The organism is Ensifer sp. Root31, assembly GCF_001424825.1.
GTDB classification, from domain to species: domain Bacteria; phylum Pseudomonadota; class Alphaproteobacteria; order Rhizobiales; family Rhizobiaceae; genus Ensifer; species Ensifer canadensis.
Map to the genome: position 1 here is coordinate 32,774 of NZ_LMCO01000012.1, position 25,031 is coordinate 57,804.

The following is a 25,031-nucleotide window of genomic DNA, read 5'->3' on the forward strand; positions in this document are numbered from 1 at the left end:
AACGCAAATGGAGACGCTTCAAGGAAAAGTGGCACTCGTCACCGGAGGCCTCGGCACGCTCGGTCGGGCGCAGGCGAGGAAGCTCAACAAGGAAGGCGCGACCGTCGTTATACTCGATCGTCCCGAGCTGGAGGATGCGCAAACGCTGGCACGAAGCCTCGGCGAAAACGTGCGCTTTCTTGGTTGTGATCTGAACGATCTCGCCACATCGGAAAGGGTCATTCGGCAGGAGGCGGAGGCCTCCGGTGGCATCGACATCCTGATCAACAACGCCGCGCTCATCATCAACAAGCCGTTTCAAGAATTCAGCCTGGAGGAGTACGAAGATCAGATCCGGGTCAACTCCTCAGCTGCCTTTGCTGCTGTCAGAGGCTGTGCGGATTTGATGACGCGCAAGGGGGCCGGCAAGATTGTCAACTTTGCTTCCATCACGCTCAATGGCCAATGGGAAGGCTACGTACCATATGTGGCGTCAAAAGGTGCGATGGTCGGTCTCACGAAGTCGCTGGCCCGTGAGCTTGGTCCCCATGGCATCAACGTCAATGCGGTTTCGCCAGGCGCGATTGTTTCCCAAGCGGAAGACCGGGTCTTTGCAGATAGGCTTCAGGAATACAACGATTGGATCCTGACGCGGCAATGCCTCAAAAAACGCATCCAGCCCGAGGATGTCGCCGAACTCGTTTTCTTCCTCGTCTCGCCGGCCTCGGACATGATTTCTGGGCAGATCTTCGCGATCGACGGCGGCTGGTAGATGGTGGCCGACCGGATTATCCTGGACAATGGCAACGCGCGCCTCGAACTCGTGCCGGCGCTCGGAGGGGGGATTGCGCGGCTTGATGTGCGACACCCGGACGGCGCGTTGCTTCCCGTGTTGAGGCCGTGGAACGGTCGGATGGAGGATGGACCCCTCGCACTCGGCTGCAATGTCCTTGTCCCGTTTTCCAATCGCATTTCCGGGGGCGGCTTCGAACATGATGGTGCGTTCCATCCTGTTCCTGCCAACTTTTGTGGCGAGCCATTGCCCATTCATGGGGACGGCTTTCAGCGGTGTTGGCGCACGCTTGCTCAGCGCTCAGAGTCCCTTGAAGTAGAATGTGACGGGGAGATCGGTCCATTCCGCTACCGGGCACGGCAAATCATCACGCTCGCCATGGGCAAACTGATCGTAGAGCTCGAAGTTGAAAACTTGTCGGGGCAAGCATTGCCGTTCGGCGTGGGGTTCCATCCGTGGTTTCCCAGAAATGTGGACACTCGGCTGCAATTTCGTGCCGCGGAGATATGGCTGGAGGACGAGCGTCATCTTCCCGCCGGGCGGCAAGAGATCGGTGACGCTTCAGACTGGAACTTCGATGGCGGGCGGATCTTGCCCGACGGCTGGATCAACAATGCCTTCGGCGAGTGGGGTGGAGAAGCCGTGATCACGCAAGGCGAGAGGGCCGTCTCTCTCAGGCTCTCCGCTTCGGATAACCTCGCATATGCGTTGGTCTTCTCGCCGGGGTCGAAGGCCGACTTCTTTTGTTTTGAGCCGGTCTCCCACCCCGTCGACGCGCATAATCTTGAGGGTCACCCCGGCCTTCAGGTGCTCGAACACCGTCAAAAACTGACTGCTTCAATGACGTTGGAATGGGATGAACGATATGGAACTCAGTAAGAACGGCACCTTCGTAGGTCGCGTTTGGCTGCCGCAAGAAGAGGGGCCGGCGCTGGTGGCTGTTAGGGCCGGCGTTCTCTTCGATATTACCTCGAAAGATGCGCCAACGATGCGCGATCTCGCCGAGATGGACGATGCAGTCGGGTTTGTTCGTGCCCAAGAGGGAAAAGCGATCTGCAATCTCGACGATGTTTTGTCCGGCAGGGCCGCTAACCCGAGCATACCCCGGCTGCTCGCCCCATGCGATCTTCACGCGATCAAGGCCTGCGGAGTGACCTTTGCACGCTCGATGCTCGAGCGGGTGATCGAGGAGCGCGCGGCAGGAAATCCCGACCTCGCCTCCAAAATCCGCGAACGCGTGACGGCGGTCGTCGGAGACAGCCTGCGCAATCTCAAGGCCGGTTCGCTGGAAGCGGCGAAGGTCAAGGAGGCACTGATCGAGGAGGGCGTCTGGTCTCAATATCTCGAAGTCGGAATTGGTCCCGACGCCGAAGTCTTCACAAAGGGACAGATCATGTCGGCGGTCGGCTATGGGGACGAGGTGGGGCTCCACCCGATCTCGAGATGGAACAACCCTGAACCGGAGGTGGTGCTGGTTGTCGACAGCCAGGGCCGGGTGAAGGGGGCGACGCTCGGCAACGATGTGAACCTGCGCGATGTCGAAGGGCGCTCGGCGCTGTTGCTCGGCAAAGCCAAGGACAACAACGCCTCCTGCGCACTCGGTCCGTTCATTCGACTGTTCGACGAAAGCTATTCGATCGATGACGTTCGCGACGCCGAACTCGATCTGAGGATTGAGGGCGAAGATGGCTATGTCCTGACCGGCCGCAGCTCGATGAAGGAGATCAGCCGCGATCCACTCGACCTAGTGGCACAGACCATCGGTCCCCATCACCAATATCCCGATGGCTTGATGTTGTTCATGGGCACGCTGTTCGCTCCAGTCGAAGATCGCGACGTCCCCGGTCAGGGCTTCACACACAAGATCGGCGATGTCGTGACGATTTCCAACGCCAAGCTCGGCGCTCTCGTCAACACGGTGAGGCTATCTACCGAGTGCCCTCCCTGGACCTTCGGCGCGTCCCATCTCATGCGCAACCTCGCCGCACGCCAGCTAATCTAGGAACCCCATTATGGCTTTGCACCAGAACCTGATTGCCGGCGAATGGGTTGGCGGTGATGGCGTTGCCAATATCAATCCGTCCGACACCAACGACGTGATCGGGGAATATGCGCGCGCCTCGGCCGAGGATGCGAAGGCGGCGATCGCCGCGGCCAAGGCTGCGTTTCCGGCCTGGTCGCGCTCCGGCATTCTCGAGCCTCATGCAATCCTTCGAAAGACCGCCGACGAGCACGCAGTCGGATGCGCGCCGAGTCCAACTTAACGCCGCTGCCAAACAAATTTGCCAGCACCACGTGTTTACCATTTACTTACGATAGAATTACGCGGAAAATTAGCGTCGTGGGAGGAAGGCATTCGGCCCTCACGATCAGCGCGCCCGAACGGCTTCTGCCCCTTTCAAGGGAGGACCAGTCATGAGGCGTATTTTGTTGCACGCGGCAGCATCGGTCGCGGCGCTCTCGCTTGGCGTCTCGTATGCATCCGCGCAATCAGGCAGTGTCGAGAAGGCGGTCGGCGGCTACAGTTTCGAGGAGGCCGCAAAAGAAGCGCCCGGTACCAAGGACTTTCATTCGGCCGACGGCCACCTCACCTTTGGTATCGTGACGCACACCGCCGGGAACGGTTTTTTCGATCCCGTCTATGTTGGCGCCACTGTGGCTGGCAACATGATCGGCGCCAAGATCCTGCTGCTTGGCTCGGAATCGCCGGTGGATGATCCGGCCCGCGAGATCGAAATCCTTAATCAGATCGTTCAGGATCCGACGATCGACGGTATCATCATGACGACACCGCAGGTCGGCGCCTACAACGACATCGTCAAGGCCGCCGAGGCAAAGGGAATTCCCGTCGCTACGACAAATTCCTTTGACGGGACGCTGCTCAATCGCAGTAGCATCAGTCATACCGGCCAGGACGCATCCGCGGCTGCGATCGGCGGCGAAGCACTTGCCAAATGCGTGCTCGACAGCGGCAAGACGAGCGGCTCGATCCTGCTGCCGTCCTCGACCGCGATGGGCAATATCGAAGTGAACAACCGGGTGACCTCGGCCTTTAATGCGATCGTCAAGACACTGAAGGACGCCGGAAAGCTTGAAAACTTCAAGGTGGACGCCGGGCCGGAGAATGTCGGCATCGACACGAACCCGAACGACCCCGTGAACGCGCTCGTGTCGCTCTTCGAGTCGCGTGGTGACGTCGTCGGGGCCTTCACCGCAAACAACGTCTTCACACCGCCACTCGTAAAGGCAGTCGCGCAAATGGGATGGACCGGTAAGTTCTGTGCCTTCGGCTTCGATCTGGGGCCGGCGCAGCAAGAGGGCATCACCGCGGGCAACCTAACGGGCTCGCTGGGACAACAGCCGTTTCTGCAAGGCTTCTGGCCGGTCATGCAGCTCTACCTGCAGATCGACCGCGGCATTTCGGCCGCCAATCTCGACACACGGGCCCAGCTGGTGACGAAGGAGACCGTCGCCAATGTCGGCAAGCGCTTCGAGAACTGATTTCGCACGAGCCGCCTGACATATACGGGCGGGAGGGCCGTTCCTGCCGCCTGCGCAAGTGCAAAGTTTTACCGGACAAACCCATGGCGCCTGTGGAGACGACATCGCTCGGCCGTGCGCCTCCGCAGCTCGCCGGCGGCTGGGAGGCCGGTCTCATACTGTTCCTAGTCCTGCTCTATGTCGGCGGCGTGTTCGCCAATCCGACCTTCTTCGCCTCGACGGACGCGCTTCACGCCCTGCTTCGCGATACCTCCCGCGTGGGGATCATCGCCGTGGGGATGACCTTCGTTATCGTCAACAAGGACCTCGATCTGTCGGTAGGGTCCACCTACGGCCTCGTCGCGGTGGCGTTCGCCCGGCTTTTTTCACCGAGCTTTCTCGATCTCGAAATCACGGCCTCAGTCATTCTTTGTCTGCTGCTGGGGACGGCGATCGGGTTACTCAACGGCGTGCTCGTGACCATCTTAAGGGCGCCGGCATTCATCGCGACTCTGACGATCCTTTTCATCGGCCGCGGTTTCGTGCTGGCGCTGACGCACGGCCAGGCGATCTATTATTCCGGCAAGGCGGATGAATTTCCGCTGTTCTTCCACCTCGGCGAAACCAATGTCCTCGGCTTCAACAACCAGATCATCGTCTTCGCCTGCGTTGTCGCGCTCGGAGCCGTTGTGCTTGCCAAAACCCGCTGGGGCTACGAGACACTCGCCACCGGTGGGAACGAACAGGCGGCAGTCTATGCCGGTATTCCCGCACGCTGGGTGCGCATCCGCGCCTACCTGATCTCGTCGCTCTGTGCGACCCTTGCGGCTCTCCTGTCGGCGGCACAGGATAAGGGCGTAACCCCCCTTTATGGTGTCAGCTGGGAACTCACCGTCATCGCATCCGTGGTCATCGGCGGCGCGTCGATCCTGGGCGGTCGCGGTCGCGTGATCGGCTCTTGCCTGGGAGCCGCGGTCGTCGTGCTGGTCGACAAGGTCTTGCGCGAAGGATGGCCAATCACGCGCATTGTCGTCATCGACGGCGAGAATATTGCGGTCAACGCCAGGTTCACCCTACCCGCGGGCGCGGTACTTGTTTTCCTCGGCCTCCTTCTCGTCATTGCGGTGCTGATAGAGCCCTATCTCATCCGCCGCCAAGTCGCGGGCCGCTTCTGGGCCTGGCTGCGCGGCCGCCCGCCGCCACCCGCCTATGAGATGGGCGGCGTGGCTCTCGAGGGCGTCCAGACCAAGGGAGCGATGGCGAGCGACCGGGAGCTGACGGCTACCGGGTTCGGCAAGTTTCTCGCACGCCGCGACGCGCTTGCCGTTATCCTGACAATCCTGTTGTGGCTGACGGGGCTCACCCTCAGGCCCGACTACTGGTGGAACCTCTCCAATACGTTCGCGATCCTGCTCAACTACACAGAACTTGCTCTCATCGCGGTCGGGCTCACCTATGTCATCGCAGCCGGCGATATCGATCTCTCCGTCGGGGCGGTACTTGCGCTTTCGGGCAGCACCGCGGCCTATTTTCTGAAGGTGCTGGGCGCCGACCCGATGACCGCCGTGGCGATGGGCCTGATTGTCGGAATGCTCGCCGGACTCGTCAACGCCACCGTCACAGTCGGTTTCAAGCTGCCGGCCTTCATCGCTACGCTGGGCATGTTCTACATCGCCCGCGGTCTTGCCGCCTGGTTCGTCGCCGGCCAGCAACTGACGGGCTGGCCCGAAGGCTACAACCTGCTCGGCCGCAAGGCGAACGACGTCCTCCTACATTTCGGCTTTTCGCTGCCGCCCGGCTTTCTTCGGACTGTCGCAGAAGTCGTCAGCGTGCAGACGATCTGGATGTTCTTTGTCGCCCTGGTGGCTGGCCTCGTGCTCGCTTACTCGCCGTTCGGACTGAAGGTCCTGTCCACCGGCGGCAACCTCCGCGCCTCGGCTTACGCGGGCATCAACACGAACCGCGTGCGTTTCCTCGCGCTCTTGTTGTCAGCGCTCTGCGCCTCCATGGCCGGGATCATCAACGTCGCCTACTTTCGCAGTTTCAACCCCGTCGCCGGCCAGTTCCGCGAACTGGACGCCATCGCCTCGGTCATCATCGGCGGCGGATCGATCTTCGGCGGTTACGGCACCATCATCGGCTCGCTTGCCGGCGCCGCGGCGATCACGCTCGTGCGGGCGCTGCTGCAATTGAACGTCCAGGGGTTCACCATGCCGCAGCACTGGATCAATGTCTTTATCGGCGTCATCCTTATCGTGGCCGTGCTCGTCGACATTTGGGTTCGCCAAGCCAATATCTTCGGACGCATGCGCTCCTTTTTGGCGCAACGCGGACAAAGATCGGAGACCAGTCATGGCCGCTGATACCCAAGGTACACCGATCGTGGAAATGCGGAGCATCGAAAAGGTGTTCGGTGCGGTCCAGGCGCTACGCTCGGTCGACTTGGTGCTCCATCCCGGCGAGATCCTCGGTCTCGTTGGCGACAATTCCGCCGGCAAATCAACGCTAATGAAAATCCTGACCGGCGCCTACCAGCGCGATGCTGGCGAGATATTCGTCGCCGGACACCCGGTGCATTTCAGGAGCCCGCATGAGAGCCGCGACGTCGGTATCGAGATGATCTACCAGGATTTCGCGTTGTGCGGGAACATGGACGTCGGGCAGAACATATTTCTGGGCCGCTGGCCGCTCAAGGGCCCGTTCGTCGATCGGCGGAAGATGTATGCGGAAGCCGACAAGGTGTTGAAACGGCTCAAGGTCGACGTCAACTCCGTCTACCAGAAGGTTGAAAGCCTGTCGGGCGGCCGCCAGCAATCGGTGGCGATTGCCCGCGCCATCTCGTTCGAGCCGCAGGTCGTAATCCTCGATGAACCGACCGCCAATCTTTCGGTGATGGCGACCGAACGCCTGCTTGAAACGATGCTGGAATTGAAGAGACAGGGTGTAGCCCAGATTATCATCTCTCATCGGCTGGTAGATATCTTTGCCGTCGGCGATCGCGTGATGGTGCTGAAGCGCGGCGAGTATGTCGGCGACCGCTATATCAAGCACACTGACGAACACGAGATTCTTGAGATCATTGTTTCCGGAACCCGCGAACGGGCACTCACGGCGGAGCAGGCGGTGCGTTGACCAGGCACCGGCAAAATCCGCAGTACCATCGGCATATTGGGCGATAACGACATCGGGTAGCCGATCCACGAGAGCGCGGTCGCGCCGGCTATCGCTCGATCTTCTCAGGAGGGAGGGAAGTTCAGGATTAGCCGCAAGGATAGCCGGGACCAGCGGAGTCACAATCTTCACGCCGAATACGACTGGCCATCATTGGCCTATGTTATCCGACGAGCCCGCGGGACGAGAAATCCGGCACTCGACACCTTGATCGTGCAGATTGAAAAAGAGATCAGCCGCCATGGAGGTCCAACGTTGGCGTTCATTCCCCAGAGGGACGACAGGGAACGTGGGTCACGTCGCGAATTTAGGTTATTTCGGGACTGTCCGATCACGATGGACGCCCCGAATTGAGACCTACCATCGCTCCTCGGCTGGTATCTGGTAGCGTGCGTCCGCCGTGCTCAGCATCAAATGCAAAAGCAGCGAACCGGTCGATGTGCTCGGGCGAAGGGGGCGGCCTCCGTATGGTTTTGCGCGTTTAGGATCGCATACTATATCGACGGGAACTCACGACCTAGCACCCGCGATGAGGTGCAAGGCAGAGTTGCCCTGTGCCCGCTGCTACTGTTTGCTTGCGCCCGGATCGATCAACGCGATCAGGAGATTAACGCCGAGCAGGAAAGTCACGGCAGTCCGTCACGCAAGGTGTTGACGATTTCGAGGGCAACTGGCGGGGTATCCGGTCGTGACGTCAGAAGAGGAATTCCATTGCGCTCGTTACCGCTGCGGGGCCGGCGCAAAGAACGCCTTGCCAGCTCGGAAATGACCTCGCCAAGGCTCCGATGCTGCTGAGCTGCCATGGCCTTGGCTGCAATCAGGACATCGTCATCGATCGCAAGTGTCGTTCTCAAATCTGCCTCATCGCGCATCAGTCATCACACATCATATAGGGCAAGAGGTTGAATTTCCCAAGACTGATACAGAAGAGCGTCGCAGCCGTTCAGCCTGCCTCCCGCCGGAGGGCGGCCAGGATGACGTCGACTTGCGCCTCAACGTTGCGGCACACCGCCGCATAGATGAACGATAGGAGTCGCCGTGTCTTCTCCCAACGAATATCAAATGATTGATCCGATATCCGTTCAAGTGGTCCAGTACCGAACCGACTGCTCTGATATTGGATCAGTTCGTGTCGAGGCCGATCCACAGGCCGTTGAGAATGATGTCGCTGTGCTGGCGCGCAAGATTGCCTTACGGGCAATATCTGCTGCCGCTAATTCAATGTATAAAGCTGGTGAGCCGCGATATCCCGCCGCAGAGGTCACTTTGGCGGGCCCAATCTTCACGACGCCCCAACTGATCTTCGCTGGCACGGTCTCCGTCTCGGCGTATCGACATCCAATTTTTGCGCGCCGGAGCACAGTAGGAGCGCGCGTCCAAGTCCGAATATCTTTTGAAGAGTTTAAGACTTGGACGAGGCGCGCAATGCCGAAGCGGGATAGCGCAAGGTCGGATCGAACGGGTTGAGCTTGTTGCTGATCGCCTGCGCTTCCGATTTCAGCAGATCGGTGATCGTGCCGCTGCGCATTTCGGTCAGCCTCGATGCCAGGGTCCCGATGCTTAAGGAGGCGACGGCAATGCCGTTTCGATCGAGAACCGGAACGCCCAAGCCGGCCATGCCTTCAATCATCTCGAAATTCATCTGCGCAGCGCCGATGCGGCGCACCTCCTCGATCTTGATGCGCAGATCAACTTCATCGATCGCCGCACGATCCATGATGCGGGGCATGTTGAACTTGATGATGGCCTCGCGCTCCTCCTCCGGCAGGTAGGAGAGAATGGCGATGCTGCCCTGGCCGATGCCCAATGGCACCTTGCCGCCGATGTCGCCGGTAAACGAGCGGATGGGGAACGGCCCCTCGACGCGGTCGAGGCAAATTGCATCGAAGTTGCTGCGCACCAGCAGAAACACTGTGTCGTTGAAGGTCGCCGAAAGTCGCAGCAGGGATGGGCGGGCGATATCAAGGATGCCCTCGCGCCGCCTCGCCTGCGAGGCGATGGAAAAGAACTCCAGCGACAGACGGTAGGATTTGCTGTCCGGCATCTGCTCAACCATGTCCTCGGCGATAAGGGTCTTCAGCAGACGATGTGCCGACGGTTGGCTCAGATTCAACCTGCGCGCAAGGTCGATCAACCGCACACCTTCCACCGACTGCGCCGCCAGATCTTTCAGGATGTGGATTGCCTTCGAGAGGCTGGAGTTGCCAACGGCTTCTGATTCCGAAATCTGCACCATAAATTTATAGATCCCCTATCAATATTCCGAATTATGGACTTTTTTCATAAAAAATTTCAACATAGAAAATTCGGTTTGTGTTTTTTGTCAAACTCCGGAAATTAACCGGCGAGCCCTTCTCAAGGTGGCGGATGGAAAACGTGGACGGACTGCCGTTCGTCCCGGCCGGGAAAACGTGCGGCCCGGTCGTGACGGCCGCAGTTGTTGACTTCGGCATCTGTCTGAGCGGGCCCAATGGATTTTGACGACGTGTCGTTGCCGCATGGATCGCTGACAAGAAAATCAGGGCAGGCGATCTCTCCAGGCAATTGAATGACGGGAGAGCGAGCATGAGTTTCCTCAGCCTAAAACAGGTTTCCAGATTCTACGGATCGGTTGCCGCTGTTCACAATTTCGACCTTGGTGTGGAGAAGGGCGAGTTCATCTCGCTTCTGGGACCATCCGGTTGCGGCAAGACGACAACGCTGCAAATGATCGCGGGTCTCGTGCGCCCCTCCTCGGGCACGATCATGATGGGCGGCCGCGACATCACCTACATGCCGCCGCCGCAACGGCAGCTCGGCGTGGTCTTTCAAAGCTACGCGCTCTTCCCGCACATGACGGTTGCGCAAAATGTCAGCTTCGGCCTCGAGATGCGCAAGGTTGCGAAGGCCGAGCGCGAAACGCGCATCAAGGACATTCTTGCTCTCGTCCACCTCTCGGCGCTCGCCGATCGATATCCGCGCGAGATGTCCGGCGGCCAGCGCCAGCGTGTGGCGATCGCCCGTGCGCTGGTCATCAATCCGCCGGTTCTGCTGCTGGATGAGCCGCTGTCCAACCTCGATGCCCAGCTTCGCGAAGAAATGCAGTTCGAATTGCGTCGCATCCAACAGGCCGTCGGCATCACCACCATCATGGTTACGCACGACCAGGCCGAGGCGCTCTCCATCAGCGACCGCGTCGTGGTCATGGAGAAGGGCAAGATCACTCAGGTCGACACGCCCTACGAACTCTATGAACACCCGCGCAACGATTTCATTTCTTCCTTTGTCGGAAAGTCGAACTTCATGCCGGCGACTGCGGTCGCAAACGGTGCGGGCACCACAATCTCGATTGGTAGTACCGACATAACCTTCGAAACGGACGCCAAGACGGCAAGCAAGGATGTTTCCGTATTCATCCGCCCGGAAAAGCTGCGTCTGACGACACCATCCAACGGGCAGCTTCAGGGAACCGTGACCACCCGCTACTTCATGGGCAGCCAGTGGCTGGTCAGCGCTGCGACCCCGGCCGGCGTTCTGGCCGTCGCCGTTCCCAATCTTGGCGCACCGCCGCCGCTGGAAGGCGAAAATGTGGGCCTGTCCTGGCAGCATGGCGACTGTCGCGTTCTCGCTGCGGGAGCTGCCGAGTGATGGGCGCGGCGACCCCTGCGGCGGCGCCGCGCGCTTTCGCCCCGTTGTTCCTTTCGGCTCCGGCAACGCTGTTTTTCATTGGGCTTGTTCTGCTGCCACTGGCGCTAACGATCATCCTGTCGTTCAACAGCTACGACTATACCGCCGGCATTCAGAATGACTTCTCGCTCGCAAACTATCTGACCGTTCTGCAGGACGAGTATTACCTCTCGACCTTCTGGCGTACGCTGCGCCTGGCGCTGCTGACCACTGTGATCGCCGTGCTGATCGGTGTTCCGGAAGCCTACATCCTCTCCAACATGCGCAAGCCCTGGCGGTCGATCTTCCTGCTCGTCATCATCGGCCCGTTGCTGGTCTCGGTGGTCGTGCGCACCTTTGGCTGGAGCATGCTGCTAGGCAAGAACGGGCTGGTGAACGGCGCGCTTGCCGCCGTCGGCCTCGAGCCGGTGCAACTGCTCTACACCGAAGCGGCGATCGTCATCGGCCTCGTCCACATCATGCTGCCGTTCATGGTCATCCCGGTTTGGACGGTGCTTCAGAAGCTGGATCCGACCGTCGAGGCGGCGGCGCTCACGCTCGGCGCATCCCGCTTCACCGCCCTGCGCCGGATCGTCTTTCCGCAGGCCGCCCTTGGCATTCTCTCCGGCAGCCTGATCGTCTTCGCGCTGTCGGCGAGTTCCTTCGCCATCCCCGGCCTTCTCGGTGGGAGGCGGCTGAAGATGGCGGCGACGCTCGTCTACGACGAGTTCCTGATCGAACTCAATTGGCCGCTCGGCGCTACCATCGCCATCATCGTCCTCGTCGCCAACCTCGTGATCATGCTCGCCTATAACAGGCTCATCGAGCAGCAGGCCAAACGGAAGCTGGGTTGAAATCATGCAGAGAAACGGTCCTGTCGCGCTGGTCTTTCACAGCCTCATCGTCGTGTTCATGCTGGCTCCCATGGTCGTGGTGTGCCTCGTGGCCTTCACCCCTGAAAACACTTTGGCCATGCCATGGAACGGCCTGTCGCTGCGCTGGTTCGAGGCAGTCTTCCGCCACAACGACTTCATGTCGTCATTCGGCAACAGCATTCGATTGGCCCTCCTTTCGGCAACGATTTCGACACTGCTTGCTGTCCCGGCCGCCCTTGCCATCACGCGCTACGAGTTCCGCGGCCGTGATGTGCTGAACGCATTGTTCCTGTCGCCGCTGATCATCCCACATCTGGTTCTTGGCGTTGCCTTTCTCCGGTTGTTTTCGCTGATGAGCATGACCGGCTCCTTCACCTGGCTGGTGGCCACGCATGCAATCATCATCACGCCCTATACGCTGAGGCTCATCCTCGCGTCGTTGACGAGCATGGATCGCAACGCCGAGAACGCGGCCCGCACCCTTGGAGCGGCCGAGTGGACGGTGTTCAAGCGCATCACCTTGCCGTTGCTGCTGCCGGGGATCAGCGGCGGCTGGCTGCTTGCCTTCATCAACAGCTTCGATGAACTGACGATGTCTATCTTCGTCACATCGCCTTCGACCGTGACCTTGCCGGTTCGCATGTACATGTATGCCAGCGAATCCATCGATCCGATGATGGCCGCGGTTTCCACGCTGATGATCGCGCTTGCGACCGTGACCATGATCGTCCTCGACCGGATGTTTGGGCTCGATCGTCTTCTTGTCGGAAAAGGCTGAGAACGGCGATGTCGAGACAAGCCCTGTTCAAGCGCCGATATCGCCGGGACGAGGAAGCAATCCCGTTCCTGCTAAACGGCTTGCCCGAAATCGGACGACGTGGCGACACGGTCATGACGGCCATCCTTTCGCTCGGATCCAGCCTTCGCCGCACCGAATTCACCGGCGAGAACCGCGCAGGTTTCTGCCTGATCGGTGCCTGCCAGGATTGCTTCGTGATGACGGCGGACGGTAGCCGCGTGCGTGCCTGCAGCACGGCGCTGAAACCCGGCATGGCTTTTTTCACGACCACGATGGAGCGCGTCGAGCATGACTGATGCTCTGCCGATCGTGATCGTCGGTGCCGGTCCGGCCGGCATCCGCGCCGCCGAACAAATGGTCGAAGCCGGTATCCGGCCGATTGTTCTCGATGAGGGATTGCGCGCCGGCGGGCAGATCTACCGGCGCCCGATGATCGACGACGGCCGTTCCTACCGCAACCGGTACGGCTCCGAGGCGAGAAAGGCCGAGCAGTTGCACGCGGCCTTCGAGCGGCTCCGCCCGGCAATCGAGTATCGGCCGGAAACACTTGCCTGGAACGTCAGCGGCCAGGAGCGCGGCGGTCACCTCGATATGATGACTGACGGCGTGCATAACCAGATTGCCTTTTCCAAGCTGCTTTTGTGCACCGGCGCCACGGACCGCGTGCTGCCATTTCCCGGTTGGACGAGGCCGGGCGTATTCACGCTCGGTGCCGCCCAGACGGCTTTGAAGGCGCAAGGCTGCACGGTTGGCGACCGACTGGTATTCATGGGGTCCGGCCCGCTGCTTTATCTTGTTGCGTGGCAATACATGAAGGCGGGAGCGACAGTCGCCGCCGTGCTCGATACAGCGCCGTTGCGATCGAAAATTCATCTGGTGTCGCTGTTCGCCCGAGCGCCGCGCATCGTCGCGCTCGGCCTGTTCTATGGCGCTCAGCTCCAACTGTCGGGCGTCAAGATCCGATATGGTGTTCGGCCCGAATCGGTCATCGGCGCAGACCGGGTCGAGGGCATCCGCTTTCAGGCGAGTGGCTGCACACAAGAGCTAGAATGCGACGCGATTGCCTACGGGTTTGCGCTGCGCCCGGAAACGCAGCTGGCCGACCTCGCCGGATGTCGCTTCCGCTTCGAGGATCGCGACCGGACATGGTTGCCGGAACGCGACGCCCTGGGCCGCACGAGCCGCAAGGATGTCTACGTCTCCGGCGACGGCAGCGGTATTGCTGGTGCCGATGCCGCCGAGATCGACGGCCAGCTAGCGGCATTGGCAATCCTCAATGATGTGGGCAAGACGGTCGAGGGCGATCGTCTCCGGCAATTGATGGCTGCCCGGGCACGGATCCTGCGCCAGCGCGAAATTCTCGAAAACGCGTTTCCCTTCCCGCGCGACTGGTTCGAGACGGTGCCGGCCAAGACGACGCTTTGCCGGTGCGAGGAAATCAGCATCGGCGAGATCCGCCGCGCGGTCGAGGCCGGGAACATCGGCGAGATCAATCGGATGAAGGCTTTGAGCCGCGTCGGCATGGGGCGTTGCCAGGGGCGGATGTGTTCGGCCGCCGCAACTGAGGTGCTTCGCAGCATCCGCAATGTCGAGCCGCAGGAAACCGGCCGTCTGCGGGCGCAGGCGCCGGTGAAGCCAATTCCGCTCGGCTTCGGCGGTCCGCTCGACAGGGAGGCAGGCCGATGATCCAGCGCATTTCGGCGGATGTGACCATCATCGGCGGCGGGCTTGTCGGCAGTTCAGCAGCGCTGGCGATGCGCAAGGCCGGACTTGCCGTTGTGCTGATCGATAAGGGCTTCTGCGGCGCCCAGGCCAGCGGTGTCAACTATGGCGGCGTGCGCCGGCAAGGACGGCCTCCCGAGCAATTGCCGCTGTCCCAGCGGGCACACGGCATCTGGCCACGACTGAAGGCACTGGTCGGCATTGACGGAGAATACGTGCCGTCCGGCCATCTGAAGCTAGCGCGCACTGAGGCGGATTTTGCCAAGCTGGAAGCCTATGCCGAGATAGCCAAGCCCTACGGGCTCGATCTCGAGTTGGTTGGGGCTGCCGCATTGAAGACGCGTTTCCCCTGGTTGTCGGCGGCAGGCGCAGGCGCATCGCTTTGCCCAGGCGACGGTCATGCCAATCCCAGGCTGGTCTCGCCCGCCTTCGCGCGTGCGGCGGAACGCGCGGGCGTGAAGGTCTTCGAACAGACCCCTGTGCATGATGTGCGTGCGACCGGCAGCGGATTTGCCGTGCTTGCGGGAGAGAATATCGAAATTCGCAGCCGTCAGATTGTCAACAGCGCCGGTGCCTGGTCCGATATGTTTGCCGCGCAGTTCGGCGAACGCGTTCCACTGATCCGCATCTATCCCTCGATGGTCGTCACCGAGCCGCTGCCGATGCGATTGCCGGTCAGCATGGGCGAGCAGGGCGGCAGTTTTTACGGACGGCAGGTTGCGCGCGGTAACTATGTGATGGGTGGCGGGCGCGGAGCAGCACTTGCCGATCCCGATTTCTCGCGGCCGTCGGTAACGGCGGCTTCATCTGTCATGCAGCGCGCCATAGCGCTCTTTCCGCATCTGGCCACTGCCCAGGTCATCCGGTTCTGGTCCGGTACGGAAGCAGAGATGCCTGACGGCAATCCGGTCATCGGCGCAAGCCAGACGACGCCCGGCCTCTTCCACGCCTTCGGGTTCTGCGGCGCCGGGTTCCAGATCGCGCCTGCCGTCGGCGAAGTGCTCTTGGAGCTCGTCGCCACCGGGCAAAGCACCACGCCTATCGATGCCTTTTCCATCGGCCGCTTCAGTCAAGTAGCGGCTCAAACTGCAGTCTCGTTGTAAACAGAAAGGGGAATACCATGATTGACCAACGCCTTATGAGAACTTCGGCCCTCGCGCTGCTCGCGCTCGCCGTTCAGCAGACCACCGCCCAGGCGGAAACCAAGACGCTTTACATCGGCATGAATGGCGGCAATTTCGAGCGCGCCTACACCGAGCACGTGTTGCCTCCCTTCGAGAACGCCAATGACGTCAAAGTCGTCATCGTTCCCGGCACCTCCGCCGACATTCTCGCGAAGGCCACGGCTGCCAAGGACAATCCGCAGATGCATGTCATGCTGCTCGACGACGGCGTCATGGTGCGCGCCATTGGCGCCGGGCTTTGCCAGAAGATCGCCGACGATCCTGTGCTTGCTGAAATCCAGCCGGCTGCGCGCCTAAAGGATGACATGGCAATCGGCGTCGACATGGGCATGACGGGCCTTGCCTACAACAAGAAGCTCTTTGACGAAAAGGGCTGGCCGGCACCGAGCTCCTGGATGGATATGGCCGATCCGAAGTTCGAAAATGCGGTGGTGTTCCAGTCCGCTTCCGCCTCCAGTTTCGGCCTGCATGCCTTCCTGATGTTCAACCGCATCCAGGGCGGCGACGAGACCAATGTCGAACCCGGTTTCGAGAAGTTTTCCGATATGATCGGCAAGAACGTCATCGAGTTCATTCCAAGCTCTGCCAAGATCTCGGAGATGGTCCAGACCGGCGAAGCGGCGATCTTCCCGCTGACGCCGACGGCGGTAAACAACCTGAAGGACAAGGGTATACCGGTGGAATACGCCCAGCCGAAGGAAGGCTCAGTCGTTCTCGCCGTAACCGAATGCGTCATCGCCAACAACAGCGAGCCGGAACTCAGCCAGAAGCTTGCCCATTACCTGCTGTCGGCAGAGGCTCAGAGCCTGGCGCTGGACAATGGCAACATCATTCCGTCCAACAGGAACGCCAAGGCCGGTACGGCTGCGGCCAATGAGAAGCTGGCGACCTTCAAGACCAACATGGAAACCGCGAAGGTTCTGGATTGGGATGCAATCAACAAGAGCCGTCAGGACTGGAACAAGCGCTGGAACCGCATGATCGAGCGCTAATGCGCTGAAAATCTCTCCTCGCCAGTTCGGCCTGAGATTAAGCGCCTTCCGCTTCCCGGCGGAGGGCGCAGCCGTTTGCGGAACTGTTAGCGCAACACGCCTGAGATCAAGGCGCTTCATGCCTTGGCCTGACCAATTGTATTTGCATGAGCATGCTTTAGAACGCAGGGATGATCGCTCTCACGAAGATACGCGAGTTAGATATTTCACCGGCTGACGCCGGGATCGGGCCTTTGCATCTAAGTGCTGCGAGCGGGCTCGTGTGCCTGGATTCGATCATCTGCGTCATTGCCGATGATGAGCTTCACCTAGGCGTGTTTTCCTTGATCAACGGGAAGCCCGGTCATCTGATCCGCCTGTTTGATGGCGTGTTGCCCCAGGCCAAGGCTGCCCGCAAGCGGCAAAAACCCGATCTCGAAGTGCTCGCACGCCTTCCCGCCTTCCGGAATTTTCCTCATGGCGCGCTATTGGCATTTGGCTCAGGCTCCAGACCCAACCGCCGCAGGGGCGTTCTGCTTGGACTAGGTCCCGATGTCGAGATGCTGATGCCGCCCCGAACCGTGGATCTTTCACCCATTCTTGTTCCGCTCAACGAGGAATTCTCCGAGGTCAATATTGAAGGCGCGGTCGTGGTTGGCGATGAACTGCGCTTGTTCCAGCGCGGCAACAAGAGCCAAGCCGACAACGCGATCATCCGGTTCCCGCTTTCAACAGTACTGGATGCATTGCAGGCCGGGTCTGTCGAAGCCATCAAGCCATCTTCTATCCGTCGGCTAGACTTGGGGGTTCTCCACGGTGTGCCATTCTCCTTCACGGACGCGGCCGTTTTGAGCAACGGCGATATGGTTTTCAGCGCCGTTGCAGAAGATACCGAAGATGCATTCCGTGATGGACCCTGCATCGGCGCTGCAATTGGAATAGCTGACAATAATGGTAACTTGCGTTCGGTGCGTCGCCTTGAGCGACCACACAAGATAGAGGGTATCCACGCTCGATCGGATGGAAGCCGTCTGGACCTCCTGCTTGTCACTGACGCGGACAACCCAGAGATACCGTCAGTGCTTTTTTCCACCACGATGGAAATCTAAGATCCTAAAAATAGGAAGAGAGCCGGGCGGTGCGAAGACCCGACAAGGACGCTGGATCTGCCGGGTTTTGCGTTCACGGTCGCATAATGTATCGTCGGGAGGCGCGATCCATCTCCGCATCGTGCAGGTTCTTGAAATGATCATGAGCAGTTCTAGCGGAGCAATGTGTCTTCAGGGTCGGTACCGATCGCCTTGCAGGCCGCAACTTGCGGTTTGGCGCAGGGCAACCCCGCCCTAGTATGGAGGTTCCCAGTGCCTCTTTTCATCGTGCACCATCAGCATTCGCCCCAAACCTGCCCCGCACGCGATCCGGCCAAGGGCGCGATGCTGCTGAACCATTTGAGCCGGCCTAGCGCCGCTCGCCATGGCGTGGTCATCAAGGGCGAAGCCGTCGTTCGCGGTTCCCATTCACTGTTCTTCATTGCCGAAGCGGCGGATGAGACGGTCCTCCAAGCGTTCTTGACGCCGTTCCTTCAAGCCGGCGAGGTCGAAGTGATGGCGGCGTCGACCTGCGCCGGGGTCGTGGCGAGCGGCGGCTGCGATGCACGCCCGGCCGACGTTTCCGCCGCGGTGCTCGACCCGGCGGACGCTTGCCAGGACGCCGTTGAGGCGGGGCTCCTAATTCATAGCGTCTATCCGCTGAACGGCGAGACGTCGGTGCAGGACCTCGCGGGCGGGGCAGTCGTGCCCAATGGTCGGTTCTACTTGCGCAATCACTTCGATATTCCGAACCTCGATGGCGAGAGCTATCGGCTCTCCGTCAACGGGCTGGTCGAAAGGTCTTTGAGTCTGAGCATGAGGGACCTTCACAATCTCTACGCTGAGAGCCTCGTGGTAACCCTCGAATGCGCTGGCAACGGCCGCAGCCTGTTCGATCCGGCCGTGCCCGGCGAAGCCTGGGGCCTGGGCGCCGTCAGCACCGCCGAATGGACCGGCGTTCCCTTGAGCAAAGTGATCGAACGGGCAGGCCCGCGGTCCGGCGCGACGGAACTTACGTTCCGCGGTGCGGACGGCGGGCTCGTCGAGGGTCACGATGCGCCGATTCGTTTCGAGCGTGGCCTCAGCTTCGACCAGATTCGCGAAACGGACGCGCTTCTCGCCTACGAGATGAACGGCGAGCCGCTGTCGTCAACTCATGGCTATCCGCTGCGGCTGATCGTGCCCGGTTGGTATGCGGTGGCGTCCGTCAAGTGGCTGACCGAGATCGTCGTTACCGACAAGCCCTGCGAGACCCACTATCAAACGGAGAAGTACTGGTACCAGTGGGTGCGGAACGGGCGCGACGAGCGCGCGCCGGTGACGCTCATGAGTGTGCGGGCGCTGATCTCTTCGCCCGATCAGGGGGAGAGCCTACCGCGCGGCGAGACCGCAATCCGTGGCGTCGCGTGGTCTGGCGCCGGGAGCATATCCAGGGTCGATGTCAGCCTAAACGACGGCCCGTGGCGCGAGGCGCGGCTCGTCGGCGAACCGCGGCGCTCTGCCTGGCAATGGTGGGAGCTGATCACGCGACTTGAGCAGACGGGGCCGCTCGCCGTGCGGGCGCGCGCCACCGACATGGCCGGCCGGACTCAGCCTGAGCGCGCCGAGTGGAACCGTCTGGGCTACGGTAACAACTCGATCCACTCTGTGACCGCACAGGTGATCTGAAGCCGAGAGAGCGAGCACACGACGAGACGTCTGGTCAGCAAAACGTCGCCGCGGCGGATGCAGTCGGATGGCCAAGTGCATTTGCAGCGATCCTACAGCGCCGCGCTACTTCTGCGCCTGCCCCGCCGGCATCGGCTTGACTGGCGCGCCGGGGAAGATCTTCTGCAGATTTCCGGCGATCACCTGGTCGCCTTCCGAAACACCCGAGGCCAACCCAATGAGATCGCCGCTGGTCGGGCCGAGGGTGACGAGCCGCTGCTCGACCGTATCGTCCTTGCCGACGACATAGACATATTTGCCGAGCTGGCTCGATCCGAGCGCTGTCTCCGGCACCATCATCACGTTCGGTTCATCCCTGATCTTCAGGCGCACGCGGACATACTGGCCGGGAAGCAGGGTCAGATCGGCATTGTCGATCGTGGCGCGCGCTACCACCGTTCCGGTATTGCCCTCGACCGTGTTGTTTATGAAGCTGAGATCGCCGCGGTAACGCGGTTCCTTGTCGCCGGGCAGAAGCACCTCTGCCTCTACTTTGCCCTTTGTCCGGGCCTTCCGGATGTCGGCGAGTTCGGTTTCGCTCGGGTTGAACGAGACATAGATCGGCGAAAGCTGCACAAGGTTGTTGAGCGGGGTTCCGGTCGTGCTGCTGACCAGTGTTCCCTCCGGCGCCAGGTTGCGCCCAAGCTGCCCGGCAAAGGGGGCGCGGATTTCGGTGTAGTCGAGGTTGATCTCAGCGGTGCGCACCGCTGCCCGCGACATGGCAAGTGCAGCCTCCGCCTGACGCACTGCGCTCTGACGCTGGTCGAAACTGTCCTTGTCCAGATATCCTGTCGTGGCAAGCTCGTTGCCGCGCGTGAGATTGGATCGGAGATAGGCGAGTGACGCTTCGTCCCTTTCGACCTGGGCCTTTGCCTGATCCAGTTCCGCCCGATAGTCGCGTGCGTCGATCCGATAGAGGAGATCGCCGCCCTGAACATCCGAACCGTCCGCAACCGCCTGTGACTCGATATAGCCGGTGATCTTGGCGCGAAGCGTCACGTTGCGGATCGCCTCGGTCCGTGCGGAATAGTCAAGATATATGGGGATCGTTTTCTTGACGACAACCGCGACGGGAACGGGCATGGCCTGTTGCGCTGGAGCCGGGGCGGCCCCGGCATCGCCGCCTTTGATCTCGAACCCGCCATTCCTGTAGTGGTAGGCCGCAGCGAGGGCGGCGATTATGACCACTGCGGCAAGGACCAGTCTCGAACCACGCATGTTAGGCTCCAATCCTTATTCCGCCGCCTCCGGCTCGTGGCTCTGGCCGACGGGCTTTGAGGAAAGTCCCTCCCGCCATTGTTCGATGACCGCGTAGAAGACCGGGACGAAAATGAGTGTGAGAACGGTCGCCGCGAGCATGCCGCCGAACACGGTGGTGCCGATCGACTGGCGGCTGGCAGCACCGGCGCCCTTGGCGTACATCAGCGGCAGCACGCCGAGGATGAAGGCAAAGGCTGTCATCAGAATCGGGCGCAAGCGCAGGCGCGCCGCTTCCGCTGCTGCTGCCACCACATCCAGCCCTTCCTCGCGCCGGCGGCGCGCGAACTCGACGATCAGGATGGCGTTCTTGGCGGCAAGTCCAACCAGCATCACGAAACCGATCTGCGAATAGACGTCGATCTGCATTCCGCGAAGCCACAGTGCCGACAGCGCGCCCAGAAGCGCGAGCGGTACCGAGAGCAGCACCATGAACGGCATCGACCAGCTTTCGTACTGGGCGGCCAGGATCAGGAAGCAGAAAACAAGCGCGAGCGCAAAGACGAGCGCGGCGATCGAACCTGCGCGGATCTCCTGATAGGTAATGCCGGTCCATTCGAATGTGTAGTCCCGCGGCAGCGTCGTACGGGCGACCCGCTCCATTGCCGCTGCCGCCTGGCTTGAACTGAAGCCGGGTGCTGCCGCGCCGTTGATCAGCGCAGAGGGATAGTTGTTGTAGTGGGTGATGGTCTCTGGTCCGACCGTCGACTTGAACGAGCCGAGCGTGTTGAGCGGCACCATTTCGCCCTGGCTGTTGCGCACATAGAACCGTGAAAGATCGGTGGCCGAGGCCCGCGCAGCCTGATCGGCCTGCAGCGTCACGCGGAAGGTGCGACCGAACAGGTTGAAGTCGTTGACATAGAGCGAGCCGAAATAGATCTGCAGCGTGCTGAAGATATCCGGCAGGTTGAGGCCGAGCAGTTTCGCCTTGTCACGGTCGAGATCGTAGTCGAATTGCGGGCTCGACGTGCTGAAGGTGGTGAAGAGCTGGTAGGGATTGATCTCCGGCTGTTTGCGCGCCTCGGCAATCAGCGCCTGGGTTGTGTCGCTGAGCGCCTGTGCACTGCGCCCGGCGAGATCTTCGACCTGAAACTCGAAGCCACCGGTCGCGCCGAGCCCCTGGATCGACGGGGGATCAAAGGCGAGCACAAGCGCGTCCGGGATCTGCAGCAATTGCGGCTGCACCGCCTCGCGCAGCGCCGAAGCGCCTTGTGCCGCGGGACGTTCATCCCATGGCTTCAGAACCGCGAATTGCACGGCGGAATTCGACTGGGCGGCGAAGGACAGGAAATTGAAGCCGACGACGGAGCCGACGAAATCGACACCTGACGTGCCGCGAAGGATCTCCTCGGATCGCCGCGCGACGGCCTGGGTGCGTTCGAGCGAGGCGCCGTCGGGAAGCTGGATGACGACGAAGAAGTAACCCTGGTCTTCGACCGGCAGGAAGGTCGACGGCGTGCGCTGCCACAGCGCGTAGGTCGAGCCGATGGCGATGAGGAAGAGCGCAAACAGCGCCCAGCGCCAGCGCACGAGCCCGGCTATGCTGCGTGCATAACCATCCGACAGTGCGTGAAAGCCGGTGTTGAACCAACGGAAGAGCGCAAAGCGCGGCTCGCCGCGATAACGCAGGAAGGCGGCGCTGAGCGCCGGGCTGAGGGTCAGCGAGTTGAAGGCGGAAAAGGCGACCGAGATCGCGACCGTCAGGGCGAACTGGTTGTAAAGGCTGCCGGCAACGCCCGGGATGAAGGCGACCGGAATGAAGACCGCAAGCAAAACTGCGGTGGTCGCGATGATCGGGCCTGTCACTTCCTGCATCGCCTTGCGCGTAGCGGCAAGTGGCGGCAGGCCGGCCTCAAGCTGACGTTCGACGTTCTCGACGACGACGATCGCGTCGTCGACCACGAGGCCGATGGCGAGCACCATGCCGAGCAGGCTCAGCATGTTCAGCGAAAAGCCGAACAGATACATGACGACCAGTGTCGCGATCAGCGACACCGGGATGGCGATCGTCGGAATGATCGTGGTGCGCAGGTTCTGCAGGAAGATGAAGACGACGAAGACGACGAGGGCGAGCGCCTCGAGCAACGTAAACACCACATCCTCCATCGCCGCCGAGACGAAGCGGGTGGTGTCGTAAAACATGTGGTAGGCGATGCCTGCGGGGAAGCGCTGCGACAGTTCATCCATTTTGGCCTGGACGCGGCTTTGCAGGTCGAGCGCATTGGAACCGGGCGCCTGGAATACGGCGAGTACGACACTTTCCTTGCCGTTGAAGGTGACCGACGACGAATAGAGCAGTGCCCCGAGTTCGATGCGCGCCACATCGCGCAGCCGCGTCGTCGCCCCGGTCGTCTGGTCGGCCCGAAGCACGATATCGCCGAACTGCGCCGGATCGCTCAACCGACCGAGCGCGTTGATCTGCATCTCGAAGGGTGTCCCGGCTGGTGCCGGCGATTGCCCGATCTTGCCGCCTGCGACCTGGATGTTCTGTTCGGCGATGACGTTCTGCACGTCGACGGCGGTGATGCCGAGATTGGCAAGACGGTCGGGATCGAGCCAGACGCGCATCGAATAGCGACGCTCGCCAAAGAGCTGGACGTCGCCGACCCCAGGCAGGCGCTTCAATGGATCGAGGATCTGCAGGTAGGCGTAGTTGCTGACGGAGGCGAAATCGATCGAATTGTCAGGCGAATCCAGGCTCACCAGCACGGTGAAGTTCGGGATTTGCTTGGCAATGGTCACGCCGGTCTGGTTGACGAGCGCGGGAAGCGAGGATGCTGCCTGCGAAACTCGGTTCTGGACGTCGAGTGCGGCGACGTCGATCGGATAGCCCACTTCGAAGGAAATGATGATCCGCGACGAGCCGTCATTCGAACTCGTCGAGGTCATATAGAGCATGCCCGGCACGCCGTTGATCTGCTGTTCGAGCGGCGTCGTCACCGTATCGGCGACGACTTGGGCACTGGCGCCAGGGTAGTTGGCAGCGACGACGATCTGTGGCGGCGTCACGTCGGGAAACTGCGAGATCGGCAGCAGGAAATAGCAGATGCCGCCGGCAAGCGTCATGATGATCGCGATCGCCGATGCGAAGATCGGCCGGTGAATGAAGAAGTCGATCATGGCGGGATCGATCCTTGCAAGGCGCCGCCGTGAACGGTCCACAGGGCGCCGTTGTGGTAAAGTGCCCCGCGATTGGAGCGTTCGTCGGGCAGAATGTTTGCGGCAGGGATGCAGGCGGCATTTCGGGAGATCCCGATAACGGGTAGGCAGACGTCTGCCACGCGGACCTTGCGGTCAGCGGTGCGGTTCTTCGCCTTCGGCCCATCCAGCATGCGCATCGTAAGGCTCCAGCACGAGATCACGATGGGCCGGAGCGACCCAAATCTTGAACGTGATCGAAACTTACAAGTCTGTGCGGTGTGCACTCTGGCTAAAAGACGCCCGACGACCGCGCCCACCGACATTACGCTAGAAATTTTTCTGCAGTTACCGCTGTGTCCCGGAAGCCCTCGCGACAAACGGCATTCCTCGATGCGCCGCTGGCGAAAATGTTACTGGTCGGTAACATCGTCGCATGTTATCTGTCGCCAACGGGTCGTCAAGGGGCAAGTTTTTCCATGCCGACGACGTCGGGCCGAATGCGATGACCACGGATTCCCGCAAGCAACCACGTCTTTCGCCGCGCGATCGCCTCGTCAAGGCGGCCCGCCAGCTGTTCCGCAGGCACGGCATTCGCGGGATCGGTGTCGACGCCATCGCCGATGCCGCCAGCAGCAACAAGATGACGCTCTATCGTCACTTCAATTCGAAGGACGAACTCATCGTCGAATGTCTTCAGCGCGCGGGAATGGAGATGGACGGCTTCTGGCGGGAGCTGGAGGACGCCCACCCCGGCGACGGGCTGGCGCAGCTCAGGGCCTGGGTCCGGCGGATCGCCGAGCACCTCGGCGACGACGATTGCCACTGGGAAATGATGAGCGCCGCCGTCCAGCTGACGGACGCGGACCATCCAGGCAGATCGGTGATCCGGAAGTTCAAGGATGGGCAACGCGATCGCGTTGTGGAGCTTTGCCGCAAGGCCGGTGTCGCCAATGCGGAACTGCTCTGCGACACGTTGCTGTTGTTGATCGAGGGCGCGCGTGTCGCCCAGCAAAGCAGCGGGGTGCAGGGGCCGAGTGCCCGCTTTGCGGAAATCGCCGACGCGGCGATCCTGTCGCTTTCCGGGAGCAGTGCCGTCCGCAGATAGCGGCGCGTTGCCTACCGCTCCGCAGGCTATTCGGGATGGTGGCTGTCGATCATGAAGACGTGCTCGTTGTCGATGCGCACAGCTCCGGCGATCTGAGGGTGGTCGCTCCGGGCC

21 protein-coding genes and 2 pseudogenes are annotated in these 25,031 nt (G+C 61.2%); 18 read left to right on the top strand and 5 right to left on the bottom strand.

The window, feature by feature from the left end:
- Positions 1 to 7: 7 nt before the first annotated feature.
- The 8 genes and pseudogenes from ASD00_RS12150 to ASD00_RS41630 all read left to right on the top strand — a co-directional run.
- Positions 8 to 751, top strand: a complete 744-nt coding sequence (locus ASD00_RS12150; protein WP_057206716.1) for an SDR family oxidoreductase — start codon at positions 8 to 10, stop codon at positions 749 to 751.
- The gene (locus ASD00_RS12155) at positions 752 to 1,651 is read left to right on the top strand and encodes an aldose 1-epimerase (protein WP_057206718.1); all 900 of its coding nucleotides are present in this window, start codon (positions 752 to 754) and stop codon (positions 1,649 to 1,651) included.
- A complete protein-coding gene (locus ASD00_RS12160; protein ID WP_156408048.1) occupies positions 1,638 to 2,774 on the top strand; it encodes a fumarylacetoacetate hydrolase family protein in 1,137 nt (378 codons plus the stop codon). Before ASD00_RS12155 ends, ASD00_RS12160 begins: the two co-directional genes overlap by 14 nt.
- A gap of 10 nt (positions 2,775 to 2,784) precedes the next feature.
- Positions 2,785 to 3,003 (top strand): annotated as a pseudogene (locus tag ASD00_RS12165) (aldehyde dehydrogenase family protein); the annotation flags it as partial.
- Between the two features lie 184 nt (positions 3,004 to 3,187).
- Entirely contained in the window at positions 3,188 to 4,273 is a 1,086-nt protein-coding gene (locus ASD00_RS12170) for a substrate-binding domain-containing protein (RefSeq protein ID WP_057206724.1), read from the top strand.
- A gap of 83 nt (positions 4,274 to 4,356) precedes the next feature.
- The gene (locus ASD00_RS12175) at positions 4,357 to 6,615 is read left to right on the top strand and encodes a sugar ABC transporter permease (RefSeq protein ID WP_057206726.1); all 2,259 of its coding nucleotides are present in this window, start codon (positions 4,357 to 4,359) and stop codon (positions 6,613 to 6,615) included.
- Positions 6,605 to 7,384 carry an ATP-binding cassette domain-containing protein gene (locus ASD00_RS12180; RefSeq protein WP_057206728.1) on the top strand — a complete coding sequence of 260 codons (780 nt, stop codon included), beginning with the start codon at positions 6,605 to 6,607 and terminating at the stop codon, positions 7,382 to 7,384. Before ASD00_RS12175 ends, ASD00_RS12180 begins: the two co-directional genes overlap by 11 nt.
- A 186-nt stretch (positions 7,385 to 7,570) precedes the next feature.
- Positions 7,571 to 7,684: pseudogene (locus ASD00_RS41630) on the top strand (LysR family transcriptional regulator); the annotation flags it as partial.
- A gap of 365 nt (positions 7,685 to 8,049) precedes the next feature.
- Here ASD00_RS41630 and ASD00_RS12185 read toward each other — a convergent pair.
- Together ASD00_RS12185 and ASD00_RS12190 are read right to left on the bottom strand one after the other, a co-directional pair.
- Positions 8,050 to 8,277 (bottom strand): CopG family transcriptional regulator, encoded by a 228-nt coding sequence (locus tag ASD00_RS12185; protein ID WP_156585541.1) that lies wholly within the window; start codon positions 8,275 to 8,277, stop codon positions 8,050 to 8,052.
- Positions 8,278 to 8,825: 548 nt separating this feature from the next.
- Positions 8,826 to 9,659 carry an IclR family transcriptional regulator gene (locus ASD00_RS12190; RefSeq protein ID WP_057206732.1) on the bottom strand — a complete coding sequence of 278 codons (834 nt, stop codon included), beginning with the start codon at positions 9,657 to 9,659 and terminating at the stop codon, positions 8,826 to 8,828.
- A gap of 329 nt (positions 9,660 to 9,988) precedes the next feature.
- Here ASD00_RS12190 and ASD00_RS12195 point away from each other — a divergent pair, with 329 nt between their 5' ends.
- From ASD00_RS12195 to ASD00_RS12235, 9 genes are all read left to right on the top strand, one after another.
- A complete protein-coding gene (locus tag ASD00_RS12195) occupies positions 9,989 to 11,050 on the top strand; it encodes an ABC transporter ATP-binding protein (protein ID WP_057206734.1) in 1,062 nt (353 codons plus the stop codon).
- Positions 11,050 to 11,922 (top strand): ABC transporter permease, encoded by an 873-nt coding sequence (locus ASD00_RS12200; RefSeq protein ID WP_057206736.1) that lies wholly within the window; start codon positions 11,050 to 11,052, stop codon positions 11,920 to 11,922. Before ASD00_RS12195 ends, ASD00_RS12200 begins: the two co-directional genes overlap by 1 nt.
- Positions 11,923 to 11,926: 4 nt before the next feature.
- Positions 11,927 to 12,721, top strand: coding sequence for an ABC transporter permease (locus tag ASD00_RS12205; RefSeq protein ID WP_057206737.1), 795 nt, complete (start codon positions 11,927 to 11,929; stop codon positions 12,719 to 12,721).
- Positions 12,722 to 12,729: 8 nt separating this feature from the next.
- Positions 12,730 to 13,038: a (2Fe-2S)-binding protein gene (locus tag ASD00_RS12210; RefSeq protein ID WP_057206739.1), complete on the top strand. Its 309-nt coding sequence runs from the start codon at positions 12,730 to 12,732 to the stop codon at positions 13,036 to 13,038.
- Positions 13,031 to 14,428 (top strand): FAD/NAD(P)-binding oxidoreductase, encoded by a 1,398-nt coding sequence (locus ASD00_RS12215; protein ID WP_057206741.1) that lies wholly within the window; start codon positions 13,031 to 13,033, stop codon positions 14,426 to 14,428. The genes ASD00_RS12210 and ASD00_RS12215 overlap by 8 nt, the downstream gene beginning before the upstream one ends.
- A complete protein-coding gene (locus ASD00_RS12220) occupies positions 14,425 to 15,567 on the top strand; it encodes an FAD-dependent oxidoreductase (RefSeq protein WP_057206743.1) in 1,143 nt (380 codons plus the stop codon). The genes ASD00_RS12215 and ASD00_RS12220 overlap by 4 nt, the downstream gene beginning before the upstream one ends.
- A 17-nt stretch (positions 15,568 to 15,584) precedes the next feature.
- Complete coding sequence (locus ASD00_RS12225) at positions 15,585 to 16,640, top strand: ABC transporter substrate-binding protein (protein ID WP_057206745.1); 1,056 nt, start codon at positions 15,585 to 15,587, stop codon at positions 16,638 to 16,640.
- A gap of 170 nt (positions 16,641 to 16,810) precedes the next feature.
- Positions 16,811 to 17,728, top strand: a complete 918-nt coding sequence (locus ASD00_RS12230) for a hypothetical protein (RefSeq protein WP_057206746.1) — start codon at positions 16,811 to 16,813, stop codon at positions 17,726 to 17,728.
- A gap of 252 nt (positions 17,729 to 17,980) precedes the next feature.
- On the top strand, positions 17,981 to 19,375 hold the full coding sequence (locus ASD00_RS12235) for a sulfite oxidase (protein ID WP_057206748.1): 1,395 nt from the start codon (positions 17,981 to 17,983) through the stop codon (positions 19,373 to 19,375).
- Between the two features lie 105 nt (positions 19,376 to 19,480).
- On the opposite strand, the gene ASD00_RS12240 is transcribed toward ASD00_RS12235, so the two are convergent.
- From ASD00_RS12240 to ASD00_RS12250, 3 genes are read right to left on the bottom strand one after another with little or no spacing between them, the layout of a single operon-like run.
- Complete coding sequence (locus ASD00_RS12240; protein ID WP_057206750.1) at positions 19,481 to 20,632, bottom strand: efflux RND transporter periplasmic adaptor subunit; 1,152 nt, start codon at positions 20,630 to 20,632, stop codon at positions 19,481 to 19,483.
- 15 nt (positions 20,633 to 20,647) lie between these two features.
- Positions 20,648 to 23,791, bottom strand: a complete 3,144-nt coding sequence (locus tag ASD00_RS12245; protein WP_057206751.1) for a multidrug efflux RND transporter permease subunit — start codon at positions 23,789 to 23,791, stop codon at positions 20,648 to 20,650.
- Complete coding sequence (locus tag ASD00_RS12250) at positions 23,788 to 24,009, bottom strand: hypothetical protein (RefSeq protein WP_057206753.1); 222 nt, start codon at positions 24,007 to 24,009, stop codon at positions 23,788 to 23,790. Before ASD00_RS12250 ends, ASD00_RS12245 begins: the two co-directional genes overlap by 4 nt.
- Positions 24,010 to 24,314: 305 nt before the next feature.
- Between ASD00_RS12250 and ASD00_RS12255 the strand changes: the two genes are divergently transcribed.
- Positions 24,315 to 24,917, top strand: coding sequence for a TetR/AcrR family transcriptional regulator (locus ASD00_RS12255; RefSeq protein WP_057207302.1), 603 nt, complete (start codon positions 24,315 to 24,317; stop codon positions 24,915 to 24,917).
- Positions 24,918 to 25,031: the final 114 nt, after the last annotated feature.

Coding starts and splice junctions, on each gene's coding strand:
- ASD00_RS12215 (WP_057206741.1), top strand. CDS start 13,031: ATGACTGATGCTCTGCCGATCGTGATCGTCGGTGCCGGTCCGGCCGGC.
- ASD00_RS12195 (WP_057206734.1), top strand. CDS start 9,989: ATGAGTTTCCTCAGCCTAAAACAGGTTTCCAGATTCTACGGATCGGTT.
- ASD00_RS12175 (WP_057206726.1), top strand. CDS start 4,357: ATGGCGCCTGTGGAGACGACATCGCTCGGCCGTGCGCCTCCGCAGCTC.
- ASD00_RS12250 (WP_057206753.1), bottom strand. CDS start 24,009: ATGCGCATGCTGGATGGGCCGAAGGCGAAGAACCGCACCGCTGACCGC.
- ASD00_RS12245 (WP_057206751.1), bottom strand. CDS start 23,791: ATGATCGACTTCTTCATTCACCGGCCGATCTTCGCATCGGCGATCGCG.
- ASD00_RS12200 (WP_057206736.1), top strand. CDS start 11,050: ATGGGCGCGGCGACCCCTGCGGCGGCGCCGCGCGCTTTCGCCCCGTTG.
- ASD00_RS12230 (WP_057206746.1), top strand. CDS start 16,811: ATGATCGCTCTCACGAAGATACGCGAGTTAGATATTTCACCGGCTGAC.
- ASD00_RS12255 (WP_057207302.1), top strand. CDS start 24,315: ATGACCACGGATTCCCGCAAGCAACCACGTCTTTCGCCGCGCGATCGC.
- ASD00_RS12180 (WP_057206728.1), top strand. CDS start 6,605: ATGGCCGCTGATACCCAAGGTACACCGATCGTGGAAATGCGGAGCATC.
- ASD00_RS12225 (WP_057206745.1), top strand. CDS start 15,585: ATGATTGACCAACGCCTTATGAGAACTTCGGCCCTCGCGCTGCTCGCG.
- ASD00_RS12205 (WP_057206737.1), top strand. CDS start 11,927: ATGCAGAGAAACGGTCCTGTCGCGCTGGTCTTTCACAGCCTCATCGTC.
- ASD00_RS12220 (WP_057206743.1), top strand. CDS start 14,425: ATGATCCAGCGCATTTCGGCGGATGTGACCATCATCGGCGGCGGGCTT.
- ASD00_RS12170 (WP_057206724.1), top strand. CDS start 3,188: ATGAGGCGTATTTTGTTGCACGCGGCAGCATCGGTCGCGGCGCTCTCG.
- ASD00_RS12210 (WP_057206739.1), top strand. CDS start 12,730: ATGTCGAGACAAGCCCTGTTCAAGCGCCGATATCGCCGGGACGAGGAA.
- ASD00_RS12190 (WP_057206732.1), bottom strand. CDS start 9,659: ATGGTGCAGATTTCGGAATCAGAAGCCGTTGGCAACTCCAGCCTCTCG.
- ASD00_RS12160 (WP_156408048.1), top strand. CDS start 1,638: ATGGAACTCAGTAAGAACGGCACCTTCGTAGGTCGCGTTTGGCTGCCG.
- ASD00_RS12240 (WP_057206750.1), bottom strand. CDS start 20,632: ATGCGTGGTTCGAGACTGGTCCTTGCCGCAGTGGTCATAATCGCCGCC.
- ASD00_RS12155 (WP_057206718.1), top strand. CDS start 752: ATGGTGGCCGACCGGATTATCCTGGACAATGGCAACGCGCGCCTCGAA.
- ASD00_RS12150 (WP_057206716.1), top strand. CDS start 8: ATGGAGACGCTTCAAGGAAAAGTGGCACTCGTCACCGGAGGCCTCGGC.